The organism is Legionella lytica, assembly GCF_023921225.1.
GTDB classification, from domain to species: domain Bacteria; phylum Pseudomonadota; class Gammaproteobacteria; order Legionellales; family Legionellaceae; genus Legionella; species Legionella lytica.
Genome location: NZ_CP071528.1, coordinates 199,632 through 213,218, shown reverse-complemented (window position 1 = coordinate 213,218; position 13,587 = coordinate 199,632). Strand labels below are relative to the sequence as shown.

Below are 13,587 nucleotides of genomic sequence, written 5' to 3'. Positions count from 1 at the left end.
GGGGGTAATACCCCACTTTGTATTTTTGTGGTTCATTCTCCATCGCAAGGAGTGGGTAAGTCATTACGGCTCACTGGGGAAAGGAATCTGTTTCATGGAGGCAATCGACAAAGGCCACAAGTGACCTTTATTTTAGATGATACGTCAAATACTTAATCTGCTTTCTTTAATACAAGTTATAGTCCCCTAAAAGCTGGGTTGTTTATCACAGCCAGATATCAGTGGATTAGAGCTTTTAGAGAAACTAAGGCAGCAAAAAATATTTTTACCCGTAATCGTCATTACTGGATATGGGGAAATCCCCAGGGCCGTAAGGGCGATGAAACTTGGTGCCAAAGACTTTCTATTGAAGCCATTTAACGAACAAATACTTTTGGATAAAGTGTAAAAACATATTAATCGGTCCGTTAGTAATGAATCACTACATCTACTCAATAAACGCTTCAGCATTTTATCTAAACGAGAACAGCAAATAATCAAACTCATTATCGACGGGCAAATTAAATAAGCAAATAGCTCATGAGCTTTCTATCTCTATTTCCACTGTAGAGCCACATCGCTCCAATATTATGACAGGAGTTCAAGCAAAAAACCTACCACAGCTTATAAAATTATATCTTCAAGGCTCCGTAGGTGCACAGGCCGACTACCGTAGTTTTATTCAGAGTTTGGTGGAATCAGAGAGAGCGTGGATTACAGCATCAATAAAATACTAAGGGGCCGTCATTACATGCGCGGCCATGCGCATTATCATTGCTCTAATCCCTCGTGTACCCATGAAAATCGAGTCCACTTCAGTTGTAAAGATCGGGGCTGCAGTGCCTGTGGCAAAATTGCACGGACAACTGGCTGCAAAAGAATAAAGAACTGCCTCCACCCTGCCCATGGCAGCACATTACCTTTACCATGCCCAAAGCCATAAGTGATTTATTTCTGGTAAACCGCCACCTGCTGAATCAGCTGCCCGGGCTTGTGGGAAAAATTTTCAATAAATTAGCCAAAGCAAAGGGGATCTTTATGGCCCTACATACCTTTGGTAGAACGCTTAACTGGCATGTGCATCTTCATGTTTCTGTTACGCAGAGCGGATTAACAAAAGAGCAGCAATTGAAAAGCCTCTTTTTCAAAAATTCGACAATTTACATCCCATTTTGGGGTAAATTTATTCTTGGTTCTATCCCTCTTCCCTGATTCACAACAAAAACAGTCATAAACTACAATAATATTGCTGTACAAAAATCATTCTTTTACTATTTGAATTTTCTATACCCTCAAGAAGAGTATGGCACGGCTCCAGAAATTGAAGTCCATTAAACAACATCAAAGTGGCTGTTGAAAGCCAACTCCTGAGGCCATGTAGCCATCAGTTACAGGAGCGATAATGGGCGTGCACGTTTCCAAGCACTAAGCGTTTCATGCAACTGTTTAATGCACAAAAGGGGCATCTCCTATTTGTTTTAATGCTAAGCGTTCAGTCCAAGGTTTAAAACTCATGCGTTCTTTGGGAGGTAAATTCAATAAATATTCTTTTAAGGGACCTTCTGAAGCTATTTCATCAATAAAAACTATCCATTCAGCATCCATCTCCTTTTTTATTTTTTTCTCAAGCGTGTTGTCCTGGTGTTGCATGAAGAAACTTTGAGAGGCTTCTGTCCTAAGGGGCTCACTTTTTCCTGTTAACGACAGGATATGTTCTTTCACCTCAGATAACACCATCTGTAACGCTTTGTTCTGTTCTACTAGTTCAACATGGTTTTTTGTTTCCTCTTTAAACGCATCAAGGGATGCTTTATGGCGCTGATAAATCAGTGGATGCGATAACTCCAAGGGCTGTAATTCATCTTCAATAGCCAACAGAAGCTTTTTTCTCTGGTTTACGCGCTCTGTCAGTAAGCAGCGACCCAGCCTATCCATTAACGTAGATAAATCCTCTTCAGATCCACTGCACGTGATGCGGCAAAAGGCCGAGCTAGGCGCTAATCCAAAATATTGACTCGGGGCAAGCATGATGGATTCTTTAAAAAGTAAGCTATACACTAACTCCTCACAGGTGTTCACAGCCCCCCCATGCCCAAGGGCCGCGGAGGCTTCAATAGGTATGTCCATCCCTATTAAGTCACTTAAATCAGCCATCACATAAAAAGTGCCCTCAATCCTATATTCTGGATCCGGCATTAACGCGTTCAGTTCACCTAACTTTTGTTGGACAAAGCGAAGTTTCGGTTCATAAAAGACGCGTAACTCATTGGCTTCTTTATCATTAAAATGGCTCATGGCAGAGGCATATGCTATTTGCGCCGAGCGTGGCGCATGGCCAATCATTGAAATATTCTTAGTACGATATTGGGTCATACGTTCCGGATTAAAATTCATGAGTAGCGCCATTCGCTCTCCGGCCGTTGAATGTGCTTTTGTTGCCGAACGTAAAATAGTGACTCTCTCTTTAAGGTCTGGAGCCAGCTCAAGGATTGAAGTCGGTTTTTCATCTAACCAAACCATTTCGGCATACGCCTCGTCAATCACTAAATTTAAATCAGGATGTTCTCTTAGTACAGTAGCCACATAACCTAACTCGTCTACCGATAACACCGTACCCAAGGGGTTATTGGGATTACACAACAATAGGACTTTCGGGGGAATGCCATCGAGTTTGGCTGCTTTTTTCGCATCTTCGATGCTTGTTCTAAGGTTATTAAGACTCAAACGATATCCAGACTCATTCATCACCTCAATGGGATGTAATATGTGACGCTCATTTGCATATAAGGTGTAATAAGGAAATGGCGTGATCACTCGATATTGAGGTGAATGGGACCCTGGTTCATTAAATGTGTCAAAAATTACTTTTAAAGCACCCGCACCTCCCACGGTGAACAAGAGGTCTTTTGTAGAGACTTCCGTGGAATACCATTGGGTCATTGCTTTAGCCATGTCCAGCAAAGCTTGTTCCTCTCCACGAGGATCTCCATAATCTATGGCAACATGCTCATCCGTTGTCTTATTGATAAGATCTCCCAGCCTTTTTTGGATGCAGTCCCAATAGGCAACAAACGCTTGAACCATATAAGGATTGATACGAAAGGTAGGCTTTCCCATTCCAGCATAAATCAGTTTTTGCTTTATCTGTTCTGTATCCAGGTGTTTTGCCCACATCGATAAGAGCATGATTCTGTCTATATTTCCTGCATCTGATCCTTCTGGTGTTAACATAATTCAACCCTGTTCGTTAAAGTCTTGTAATCATTAATTATAACTTATGTGCTAAAATTTAACTAAATTAGGATTAATGACATGGATGCTTATTCTATGTTTCTACTCAATTTAGATAATGTCGGTGACTTTTTATCAAAATATACCGAATTCAGTGACCAAGTGTATTGGATTAGCAGTCCTGATTTCAGTGCAATAAAATACATCAGCCCCTCTTATGAAAAAATATGGGGAAGGCCAAGACAAGAGCTTTACCACAACCCAGAACTATGGATTACTTTTTTACATCCCGAAGATGCAAAAACCCATCATCCCATTCATGAAATGGCTAGAAAAATTCAAGTTGAAGGAGAAAAGGCTCGCTATGAGGAACACTATCGCATCATCAGACCCGATGGTTCTATCCGCTGGATACTGGATAGAGGGTTCCCGCTTTTTGACACACAAGGAACCTGCTATGGGGTAACTGGAATCGCTGTTGATATCACCGAAATAAAACAAAGAGAGTTAGAATTAAACCTTGCCAAGGAAGCTGCTGAAGCAGCAAACCAAGCCAAAACAGAGTTTATGGAGAACATGCGCCACGACATCCGCACTCCATTAACCGGGATTGTGGGTTTTGCTGAGTTATTAAAAATGGAATCAGATAGGGGTCCTGTGGAAGAACTGACAAAAAGTGGGATTTCAGGAAAACCCCAACAATTAATTCGGTTTTAATTAAAGCGCTAGGAAATAAAAATAATAGCCATTGATATGTATTATTTCCATGGTTTTGGTGTTGTGTGCAAAGGACTAAATTTTTCTCTTTCTTTTGCCTTAGATGACTCTGTAGGTGCCATATATCCTGGCTCAGGTCGCCTCATTTCTCTAACATGATCTCTATATTGGTTTGTTTTTTCTTTCTCGGATATTAACTGTGGTGTTGGTTTAGGGAGCAACGTTCGCAACGCCGTTGGTTTATCAGCTTGCCAAGAGTCGTAATTATGGTCTCCTCTTTTAATTTCTGTTTTTACAATATGTCCACGTTCGGCTAACTGTAAACTCAACCCCTTGTTTAATGTAATTGCTCCAGGGAATGATTCACCATTTAAACTAGGAGTTTTACCTTCCTCAATTTCACCACCACTTAGATAAAATTTTATTGGCAAGCCATCTTTATGAGGTATTTTACTCAACCACGCCATCGCCGTTGCTTGTTTAGTTGTTTCAAGTATTGATGTTTTGGCTGCCTTTCCCCACTCCTCAAATTTATCAAATCCTTTCCAATCTTTATTCCACCAGAAAGCACCTGATTGAGAAAGAACATTACCAAATGTTTCAGGATTTGTAAGTGCAGCATGTGTTGCTGCAAGCCCACCAAAGCTGGTGCCACCTATTGTTGTTTGTTCTCGGCGTTTACTACATCCAAATGGAGGTTCTTGAAGCAGAGGGACAAGTTTATTACTTAAAAAATCAGCGAATTCTTTATTACAAGCGTACTCACCTATCCTATCCTCCGGTGCAGGAATATATACAGTGACTTGTGGAGATATTTGTTTCTTTTTACACAACTCATCTAAAATTGCAGGGGTAGATTTAACAGAATCCCCTGGCCGCATTTCTTGTTCGCCATCCATGAGTATTAAAACTCCTGGTTGAGTTTCAGTAGAGGGTGGCTGATGAATATAAAGAATGCGATCACCTTCCATTGTTTCTTCCACCGTGTCTTTAGGTATCAGACTACCCAAAGCATCAGCATTAATCTTCCCCTTGGAGTCGCGAGCTTGTCTATATATATAGGCAATAGGTTCAGGCATGGTCTTTCTCTGGTTTTGTTTTGTAAGAATTATTCTATTATTATAGTAACTATACGGAGCTTTGTTTCCTATCCCTGGTTAGAAGCAGGTATCCATCGATACAAAGTTGGTATAGATATCCCAAGATTTTGTGCAACATCCCGAGGTAACGAGCCAGAAGACAGTAATTGTTTAGCCGACTCAATTTTGCTTTGAGTCATTTTTCGTTTACGACCACCAACTCTACCTTTTGCTTTCGCAGCAGCTAAGCCCGCTTTAGTTCGTTCGGCCATTAATTCACGTTCCATTTGTGCAAGGCTTGCCATAACATGAAAAAAGAAACGGCCTGCTGGTGTGGACGTATCGACATTATCGGTAATGCTTTTAAAGTGGATTTCTTTCTGATGCAAATGATTAACTAAGTCAATCAATCCTTTAACAGTTCGTCCTAATCGATCTAATTTCCAAACAACCAAAGTGTCATTTTTTCTCAATACTTCAAGAGCTAGATCGAGACCTGGGCGATTTGCTTTGGTTCCTGATATGTGATCTTGATATAGCTTCTCACAGCCCACTTCCTTCAATGCAGAAAGTTGAAGTTCCAGATTTTGATCAATTGTTGAAACACGCGCATAACCAACCAACATAACAAATCCTCTATGATAAAACCCAGCGACCCTTTTGTTTGATTGCATCGTGCATCGCATCTGGTGCTAAGTCAATTTCTCCAGGCCAAGTTAATACCCCATATTCAAGATGGGCTTGATTAAAGACGTCTCTATCTTTAAGTGCAGCAAAAATGCCCGCTCGCTCACTCATTATTAATGTAATCATTTCAACAAAACCATGTGTGCCATCATTGAATTCGACTTCAATTTCATAATTTTGTAGTGGTTTTACTTTTGTTAAACGCCAAGGAGCAGTGCATACTATTCCAGGGGCGATATTTTCTTTGGTGACTGATTTTGTTCGCATAATGTCCAATCCTCAAGTAACTCTGCGCGGTGTGCAAATGCCCATTCCAATACTAAAGCCAATGCTCGACGAGGCATAGAGCCCCTAATTACTTCAAGTGTATGTATATCAATGAGCACTTCATATTCTGCATATAAGGCATGAAAGTGAGGTGGCGCATGATCACCCCAAAACATTTGAATCAGTATTCCATAAAATGCACTAATTGTTGGCATTTACTCGTTGTCCTCTTTTCTCAAAACTCATATCAAGTATAATGCAGTAAGAAAGCAATATCAAGAATGGTTATTGAGAATAACAGAATCCAATAAAAACGGGGATCTACCCTAACGTAGTTTAATCTACTCAAAAACGAACGTTTTCAATAATAGGTATCCAAGTAATTAATGTATAGCCCTAATCGAATAAACCTGTTATCTGATCAAGAAATTGAAGCCATTTATGCTATCCCTGAATTTAATAAAGCTGAACGAGAGTTGTATTTTTCAATAACGGATGAGGAAATGCTCATCGTCAAAAAATATCGCACTACGAAGGCACAGATTTATTTTATTCGATTGCTTGGGTATTTTAAGGCCAAGCAACAGTTTTATAAATTTAATTTAGGCCAAGATAATGACTCACAATTTATTTTAGGAAAATATTTCGGGGAACACCTACTAGGACTTACAGGTCAAATCGATTTTAAAACTTATCAAAAACAAAAAACTGATATTCTCTTGTTGTTTGGCTTTAAAGATTGGCAGCCACCGTATGAGCCCAAAATTCAGCTTCATTTAAGTGAGCTGATCAAGCTGTACCCAAAAGGACATGATGCTCTACGACAATTATTAAACTACTTTAGTAATCAACAGATTGTTTTACCTTCGTATCGCACCATACAGGATATGTTTACCAATGCATATTCAATAGAAGATGCTCGACTTGATGCACTTATTTCAGTTATTCCAGAATCAAAAAAAGAACAACTGTCGGTTTTAATCAATAAAGAGGATGGGATAACTCCATTGAATGTAATCCGGTTGGATCAGAAGAATTTTAAATATAAGGCTATCAAGGCTGAGGTAGATAAGGCCTTGAGACTTGCCGAATTATATGATTTTGCAAAAAGCTTCCTCCCAAGACTCAAAATATCCAAGAACTCTATTCGCTATTATGCTGATTTAGCGGAACAGTACGCGGCTTCTAGGCTCAGACGTTTAAGTAAGCCACAACAATGGCTTCAAGCTTTGTGTTTTGTATATCATCGTTATCAACAAATTATGGATCACTTAATTACCAGCTTTATATATCACACCAGAGGTATAATGAATGAGGGTAAAATATATGCTGAAAAGGCAATGGCTGAGCATAGTTCAGGTTTGGTTGTTGACTTACCAAAATTGGCTCGATTTCTAAAATGGTTTCCAAATCGTAAGCATAATTTAACCCATGATGAGCTAAACCACCAAGCTTATAATATTTTACCAGTGGAACAGTTCCCTGCTCTTGCACAATTTTTGGAAGGCAGTGTATTTGATAAAAAAGCAGCCAAATGGGCATTTTTTCTGGAATCATCAAGGCAAATTGCATTGTATCTCCGGCCTATTATGTTAGCAGTACCGCTCGTATTTTATAAAAAAGACAGCGATATTATGAGGCTTATCGATTTACTCAAAAAACACTATGGTGCTGATAAAAGTCCATCATCATTTAAGCTGCCAAAGGATTTGGAGGACGCCATCTCTAAAACAATGATTCCTTACTTGAAAGCAAATCCAACTGATGAGCATGTAGATCCCCATTTATTTGAATTTTTTGTCTATCAAAAAATGTATCGTCGTTTAGATAAAGGACTGCTCTGTTGCAATGAAAGTGTCTCTTATTGTGACATAGACCATGATTTAATTGATGATGCGTTAGTGGATGATGTAGAAAAAATAGCCCATGAATTTGGTTATCCAAATATTCCAATCTATTGCAGTGAGCACTTAGATGAAGTGCTTAACGTCCTAGATAACACGTGGGATAGGGCAACAAAACGCATTAGTCTTGGCGAAAATCCTGGATTTCTGATAAAAGAAACTAAATCTGGTGAGCAAGAGTGGAGTCTAGGCTACGATAGCCTGGATAAGCTAGATGATGCTTTTTTTAAGACCCTCACACAAGTAGAAATCCCTGATATTACTATGCATATTGGTAATCACGTTGATATGTGGCGTGCATTTACCCACATGAAAACCCGTTATCATAAAAAAAGAAAGCCTGTTCCTTTGGTTGTTAATGCGTGCGTACTGTCCGATGCCTTTGGTATTGGTGAGGAAAAAATGGCTGATATGTCAGATCTTAGCCATAATCTTTTGCGATCAACTCATGAAGATTTCATTCGTGTGGATACTTTATGCCCTGCGAATGATATAGCAAGCAATTTACTCCATTCATTGCCTATTTTTAAACAATGGAATTTAATGGATTTACAATTATTAGCTGATGCAGACGGGCAAAAGCTTCCAACTAGTGAAAGTACAATTCAGTCAAGATATTCAAAAAAATTTCTTGGTAAGGAACCTGGGCTTTCTGTGTATACATTAATTGCAAATTTTGTTGCTGTGAATGCCAAGAATATTGGACCTAACGAGTATGAAGGACACTGTCTCTATGATGTAATCTTTGGCAATAAGACAGACATTGATATTGACATGGTGACTGGAGACAACCACTCTTTAAATCAACTCAATTTTGTTATACTGGATTCAATAGATATTGAATATGTTCCAAGTATAAAAAATGTTAAAGAAGCGACAAATGATTTGTTTTCAGTTAAATCAGTTGATCACTACACTGGAATTATTCGTCCTAGTGGGGTTATTAATAAAGGTCTGATTAAATCTGAGGAAAGAGGGATATTACGGGTTTTACTCTCCTTACTTTTGCAGGAAAATACTCAGAGCATCATCGTTAAAAAAATAAACTCTTCTGCTCGGTATGGAAGATTAAAAAAAGCACTTTTTGAGTACAATAAAATATTAAAAACTACGCATGTATTAAATTTAATAGATAACATGGCGCTTAGGAAGGCCATACGTGCAGCAAGAAATCGAACAGAGGCTTATCACCAATTGCAAGGTCTCATTAGGAAAGTTTATCGTGGGGTCTTTAAGGGAAAGAAAATTGTTAATAATCGAGTCAGTGCACATGCAGTAAGACTTGTTGCAAACTGTATCATTGCCTACAACGGTATTATTTTGAATACTATTTATGAAAAAATGCTTAAAGAAGGAGTTAGCCAAAACATTATTGATGAATTTATTAGAATATCACCTATTGCTTGGGCGCATATTGCCTTTACCGGAAAGTACAGTTTTAAAAAAAGTAATGGTGATATTAATATTGCAACAATGGTTGAGGAACTGGAAAAACATTTAAAGCAGCATTTTTGGAAAGTTACTTAAGTAACGCGTTCATTTTTAATTATTTGCAATAAAATTGCACGGATTGTTGGGCTAAATCTTGAAATCCCACTTTTTGTCAGTTCTTCCACAGGACCCCAGATAATCCTCACATTAAAGAATACTCAGAGAACCTGGTCGCATCAAGCCATGCTCTGTTGTACTTATTAGATGAGGTACTAGAAGCAATTCGAGTGAGCTCGGGTGCAATCCCCAAATTAAAGAAAAAATTCAGCCTCGAAAACACATTAAACCAAGTGATTGCACTCAATCTCGCCCGCTCTTTAGAAAAGGGGCTTTCCTTAACCCTGAACATGGACCGCGACCTCCCAAAGTATGTTATTGGCGATAAGGTGCGTCTGCACCGTGTAGCCTTGGAACTAGTGGCCAATGCGTTGAATTTCACCGACAGCGGATTTGTTACACTAAGCGCCCTAATCGCCAAAAAAGACGATGGAAAATTAATATTAAAACTGATGGTGGAAGACTCAGGGATTGGGATTCCCAAAGACAAACAACAAGAAATTTATGTGCAGTTCAAGCGCCTTACTCCCTCCTATCAGGGAATTTATAAAGGGGCAGGACTTGGTCTTTCGGTGGTCAAACAATTTATCGATGAATTAGATGGGGAGATTTATGTGCACAGTGAAGCACGATGCGGCACGACATTTACCTGCCTTATTCCTTTACAAGAACCGCTGCTTGACGATGCCACAGGCATTGATTCGCAGATGGAAGATCTTATTGATAAACCTCTGGAAACACCCTACGCCCAAGAAATTAAGCCAACCGTTTCCCCTCAACATAGCCATAAATTTCGTGTGCTGGTCGTTGAAGATAATCCTATTGCCCAAACGGTCGCAAAAGCTATTCTCCACCAACTTCACTGTGATACGGATCTAGCAGACACGGGGGAAAAAGCAGTCGAACTCTGGAAAAAGGGACACTATAATCTCATTTTCATGGATATTGGATTACCCGATATGGATGGTTATGAAGTCACCCATCAAATTAGACTGTACGAAATCACGCAAAAAACATACAGCCCTATTATTGCCCTTACAGCTCATGCCGGTGACGAAAATAAACAACGCTGTATCGAGGCAGGCATGAATGCTGTTTTAACCAAGCCGCTGACCGCACAAAATTGCATCGACATACTCGATGCATTTATTCCAGGGTATCATCAACCGAATGCGACGCCCCAAGAAGTCGCCTATCGTTCTGAACTACCCCAACACAATGACTCCTTATTTGATTTAGTACCCTACCCTGCTTTGGATATTGACGCGGGCATTAAAGCAACCGGTACCGTTGAGGTTCTCGTTCAAATGCTGCATTTTATGGTGAATGACTCGCTGATTCCCGATGTCCAGCTAATGAAACAGGCGCATGACGCATTAGATTGGGATAAAGTCCAACAAATAGCTCATAAAATCAAGGGTGGCGCAGTCTATGTGGGTACGGTAAAAATTAAAATGGCCTGCCAATACTTAGAAAGATATTGGAAGTCAGGGCAACGTGAGTTGCTGGAAGCACTCTATCAACAAACCCTTCGGGTGATTGATGAAAGCCTTCTCGACATTAAACGTTGGTTGCATTCTCATTAATCGATTAAGCCCCGCAAACACCGGAGTTGGATTACGAAAACACCAGCAAAAAACGTTCATTAAATTGGAGCCGTTTTTCTCCTGGACTTTTGCATTAAGCATGAGTTCTGGGAGGACTTTTCTATCTAAGCCAATGACATTAATGAACTTATTAAAATTCAAATTAACCCATTTTTCACCCTTTATGCTCAATTATCAGTCTATAATTAACTTATAAAATTTCAGTGGATGAAGCTTATGCTAACGCAGAATTTTTCAGTGATTATTCAAATGGTGAAACAAAAACTGGATACGAACACGATAAACCTGCTCTCAGCCGCGTTCCGGAACTTGCGCTGTGACGCAAAGTTCTGACTAAGAAAGGCTAGAAATCTAACGCTATTGATTCCTATTTAACTTTTGTGGTTGATATTTTTATTGGATTTTGTCATTTCTTCGAGCGTATGTACGCCAAAATAACTAATTGAGTTCCTACTCTCACCGTTCTAGGAACTAGCATCAATATTTCAGTTAAATAATAGTTCAATATGGGCGACTATTGCTTGTTAATTTTGCATCACAGCGCAAGTTCCGGAGCGTAAGGCCAACAAGTACATCGGGCATTAAATCGCGGAGAAGCTTTTCATCAGCTGCGTAAGGCGTTGTTGCAAGTTAGTGGTAAAAAAATATTAGGAAAATCAGAGAATGCCTTGGAAATCAGTAACCAATGTAACAGGATATTAGCTTGTTGCATTATTTACTATAATGCTTCTTTGTTATCAGAGCTATTAGTACAATCTGAAATGGCTGGTAATGCCGAGTTAGTCCGTCAAATTAAAGATGGTCACCCGTTGCTTGGCAGCATATTAGCTTGCATGGAAATTTTATTTTTTCCACAAGCGATGAACTTTTTAATATAAAAGGAATTATTAAGAATTTACTAATGGGCTTTAAAGATGGTTACAATACCCAAAACCCTTATTCTATAAGGAATGCAAAGGTAGATCAGGACAAACCAGTGCTATCTGGATAAAACCCCTTTTATGAGAGCAACCCATCTCATCTGCTCAATAAAAAACTACTGTATTCAAAACTCAAGGCTCTGCGCCGGATACGAGGGATCGCCCACTAGTTCTTGAATTCGTTGGATACTTGCTAGGTCTAGTTGCATAGACGAATGAATCATAAGCATAATGAGTTTATTCGTTACTGTATTGGCAGGCGCCTTCTTTTTGAAAATAGAGCAGCAGTTAACAGGTTCATGGTTCTGCGTAGAATGAATTATTTTAATTTCATTAAGAAATGAAGTGGTATTATTGAGGTAGCTTGAATAATCTTTTAAAAACTTATCAAACACAGCTTGATAGTGTTTAAATTCTTCTGACTCAGTGCGTTGCAAAATGGGAACTGTATTGTATAATAAAGAATAAATCTTATAATTTTCTTCGATTTTTAAATCAGTATGCGTTATTTCATCTGTCTCATTCGAACTGTACGCGGACCACCAGTCTTCTGAATGAGCTTCGCTTGAGTAGCTCACTGAGGCCGATATGGATTCAGGCTCAGATTCATCTGCCGCATTACTTCGCTCTTCCATAATTGGAGCCAGGCTGGGAACGTAGATCTTTTTTTGACCATACCCAAGTTTGTTTCTTACTAATTTTATAGGCACAATATTCACTATCCTCGACTTTAAAATATATATGAAGCGGTCTATTTCAGCCAGATTGAGGGTCGGCCGGAATTCTAACGAAAAGGCCCACTTTTGTACATAATTTAAACATCTGTAATTTTCTTGATTATAATCAGCATCTAAGGAGTCTATTTATCTCGGTTGATGACAGTTATGTATCCTGGAGTCAAATACAGCTTCAATATTATGTCCATTCGGGTCGATTATAAAGGCAGCATAATATATTTTTGTATATTGTGGCCTTAATCCTGGAGCGCCATTACATTGGCCATCGGCAGCTAACGCTGATTCATAAAATTTTTCGACCTGTTTTTAGCAATTGGCTCGAAAAGCGATATGACATGGCGTTCCCCTCTCACCGTCTTTATATTGAGCGATTTCGAACAGAGCTCCGTTCCCTATGTGGAATGCCCAAAATTTTCCCTCATCTCCAAAGGATACCTTATAATCAAAGGTAGGAAAACCTTTTCGTAAAAGCGTTTGCTTTTCAAGAGATCAGTTACATAAATTGTCACATGGTCAATCATGCTTTTTCCTCAAATCCTTGGTTGCTTATCAACGAGCAAGTTACTTTCAATTCCGCCAGTTTGCTCCGTAGATTTGGGTTCTAACAGCATTACATGCGCTTCCTCATCTGCAACAGGTTTATGTTCAACTCCTTTTGGGACAATATAAAATTCACCTTCATTTAAGGTAACTATTCCATCTCGAAATTCAATTCTGAGCGTGCCTTTTACTACTAAAAATAACTCATCTTCTTTGGCGTGGCTATGCCACATGAATTCTCCCTTGAACTTTGCCAGCTTGACATATTGCCCATTGAGTTCTCCAACAATATAAGGAGACCAGTGCTCATTAAAAAGGTTAAATTTTTCGGCCAGGTTCACTTTTTTCATTATACCCCTGCTAAATTTGTA

General features: G+C 39.2%; 12 protein-coding genes and 3 pseudogenes. 7 read left to right on the top strand and 8 right to left on the bottom strand.

Annotated features, from left to right (window positions below; all coding sequences use genetic code 11):
• Positions 1-193 precede the first annotated feature (193 nt).
• From J2N86_RS14805 to J2N86_RS16365, 3 genes and pseudogenes are all read left to right on the top strand, one after another.
• Positions 194-388, top strand: a complete 195-nt coding sequence (locus J2N86_RS14805; protein ID WP_322790928.1) for a response regulator transcription factor — start codon at positions 194-196, stop codon at positions 386-388.
• A gap of 109 nt (positions 389-497) precedes the next feature.
• A pseudogene (locus J2N86_RS14800) lies at positions 498-716 on the top strand (LuxR C-terminal-related transcriptional regulator); the annotation flags it as partial.
• Positions 656-1,140, top strand: a pseudogene (locus J2N86_RS16365) (transposase zinc-binding domain-containing protein); the annotation flags it as partial. The pseudogenes J2N86_RS14800 and J2N86_RS16365, both read left to right, overlap by 61 nt.
• Positions 1,141-1,425: 285 nt before the next feature.
• Here the strand turns inward: J2N86_RS16365 and J2N86_RS14795 are convergent.
• Entirely contained in the window at positions 1,426-3,210 is a 1,785-nt protein-coding gene (locus J2N86_RS14795; protein WP_252582475.1) for an aminotransferase class I/II-fold pyridoxal phosphate-dependent enzyme, read from the bottom strand.
• Positions 3,211-3,291: 81 nt separating this feature from the next.
• Between J2N86_RS14795 and J2N86_RS14790 the strand changes: the two genes are divergently transcribed.
• Positions 3,292-3,927 (top strand): sensor histidine kinase, encoded by a 636-nt coding sequence (locus tag J2N86_RS14790; RefSeq protein ID WP_252582474.1) that lies wholly within the window; start codon positions 3,292-3,294, stop codon positions 3,925-3,927.
• Between the two features lie 41 nt (positions 3,928-3,968).
• Here J2N86_RS14790 and J2N86_RS14785 read toward each other — a convergent pair whose 3' ends face one another.
• From J2N86_RS14785 to J2N86_RS14770, 4 genes are all read right to left on the bottom strand, one after another.
• The gene (locus J2N86_RS14785) at positions 3,969-5,006 is read right to left on the bottom strand and encodes an alpha/beta hydrolase (protein ID WP_252578688.1); all 1,038 of its coding nucleotides are present in this window, start codon (positions 5,004-5,006) and stop codon (positions 3,969-3,971) included.
• A gap of 68 nt (positions 5,007-5,074) precedes the next feature.
• Entirely contained in the window at positions 5,075-5,632 is a 558-nt protein-coding gene (locus tag J2N86_RS14780) for a recombinase family protein (RefSeq protein WP_252578687.1), read from the bottom strand.
• 10 nt (positions 5,633-5,642) lie between these two features.
• Positions 5,643-5,960, bottom strand: a complete 318-nt coding sequence (locus tag J2N86_RS14775; protein WP_252578686.1) for a DUF2442 domain-containing protein — start codon at positions 5,958-5,960, stop codon at positions 5,643-5,645.
• Positions 5,915-6,175 carry a DUF4160 domain-containing protein gene (locus tag J2N86_RS14770; RefSeq protein ID WP_252578685.1) on the bottom strand — a complete coding sequence of 87 codons (261 nt, stop codon included), beginning with the start codon at positions 6,173-6,175 and terminating at the stop codon, positions 5,915-5,917. Before J2N86_RS14770 ends, J2N86_RS14775 begins: the two co-directional genes overlap by 46 nt.
• Before the next feature lie 171 nt (positions 6,176-6,346).
• Between J2N86_RS14770 and J2N86_RS14765 the strand changes: the two genes are divergently transcribed.
• The 3 genes and pseudogenes from J2N86_RS14765 to J2N86_RS14755 form a co-directional block, all read left to right on the top strand.
• Positions 6,347-9,391 carry a Tn3 family transposase gene (locus J2N86_RS14765; protein WP_252578683.1) on the top strand — a complete coding sequence of 1,015 codons (3,045 nt, stop codon included), beginning with the start codon at positions 6,347-6,349 and terminating at the stop codon, positions 9,389-9,391.
• Positions 9,392-9,582: 191 nt separating this feature from the next.
• Positions 9,583-10,998 carry a response regulator gene (locus J2N86_RS14760; RefSeq protein ID WP_252582473.1) on the top strand — a complete coding sequence of 472 codons (1,416 nt, stop codon included), beginning with the start codon at positions 9,583-9,585 and terminating at the stop codon, positions 10,996-10,998.
• Positions 10,999-11,594: 596 nt separating this feature from the next.
• Positions 11,595-11,897 (top strand): annotated as a pseudogene (locus J2N86_RS14755) (Tn3 family transposase); the annotation flags it as partial.
• Between the two features lie 167 nt (positions 11,898-12,064).
• Here the strand turns inward: J2N86_RS14755 and J2N86_RS14750 are convergent.
• From J2N86_RS14750 to J2N86_RS14740, 3 genes are all read right to left on the bottom strand, one after another.
• A complete protein-coding gene (locus J2N86_RS14750) occupies positions 12,065-12,649 on the bottom strand; it encodes a hypothetical protein (protein WP_252582471.1) in 585 nt (194 codons plus the stop codon).
• Positions 12,650-13,068: 419 nt separating this feature from the next.
• Positions 13,069-13,197 carry a VOC family protein gene (locus J2N86_RS16290; protein WP_407659000.1) on the bottom strand — a complete coding sequence of 43 codons (129 nt, stop codon included), beginning with the start codon at positions 13,195-13,197 and terminating at the stop codon, positions 13,069-13,071.
• Between the two features lie 9 nt (positions 13,198-13,206).
• On the bottom strand, positions 13,207-13,566 hold the full coding sequence (locus J2N86_RS14740; protein ID WP_252582470.1) for a cupin domain-containing protein: 360 nt from the start codon (positions 13,564-13,566) through the stop codon (positions 13,207-13,209).
• Positions 13,567-13,587: the final 21 nt, after the last annotated feature.

What these genes read in the sequence shown, in the direction of transcription:
- J2N86_RS14795 (WP_252582475.1), bottom strand. Translation starts at nt 3,210, where the DNA reads ATGTTAACACCAGAAGGATCAGATGCAGGAAATATAGACAGAATCATG.
- J2N86_RS14790 (WP_252582474.1), top strand. Translation starts at nt 3,292, where the DNA reads ATGGATGCTTATTCTATGTTTCTACTCAATTTAGATAATGTCGGTGAC.
- J2N86_RS14785 (WP_252578688.1), bottom strand. Translation starts at nt 5,006, where the DNA reads ATGCCTGAACCTATTGCCTATATATATAGACAAGCTCGCGACTCCAAG.
- J2N86_RS14780 (WP_252578687.1), bottom strand. Translation starts at nt 5,632, where the DNA reads ATGTTGGTTGGTTATGCGCGTGTTTCAACAATTGATCAAAATCTGGAA.
- J2N86_RS14775 (WP_252578686.1), bottom strand. Translation starts at nt 5,960, where the DNA reads ATGCGAACAAAATCAGTCACCAAAGAAAATATCGCCCCTGGAATAGTA.
- J2N86_RS14770 (WP_252578685.1), bottom strand. Translation starts at nt 6,175, where the DNA reads ATGCCAACAATTAGTGCATTTTATGGAATACTGATTCAAATGTTTTGG.
- J2N86_RS14765 (WP_252578683.1), top strand. Translation starts at nt 6,347, where the DNA reads ATGTATAGCCCTAATCGAATAAACCTGTTATCTGATCAAGAAATTGAA.
- J2N86_RS16290 (WP_407659000.1), bottom strand. Translation starts at nt 13,197, where the DNA reads ATGATTGACCATGTGACAATTTATGTAACTGATCTCTTGAAAAGCAAA.
- J2N86_RS14740 (WP_252582470.1), bottom strand. Translation starts at nt 13,566, where the DNA reads ATGAAAAAAGTGAACCTGGCCGAAAAATTTAACCTTTTTAATGAGCAC.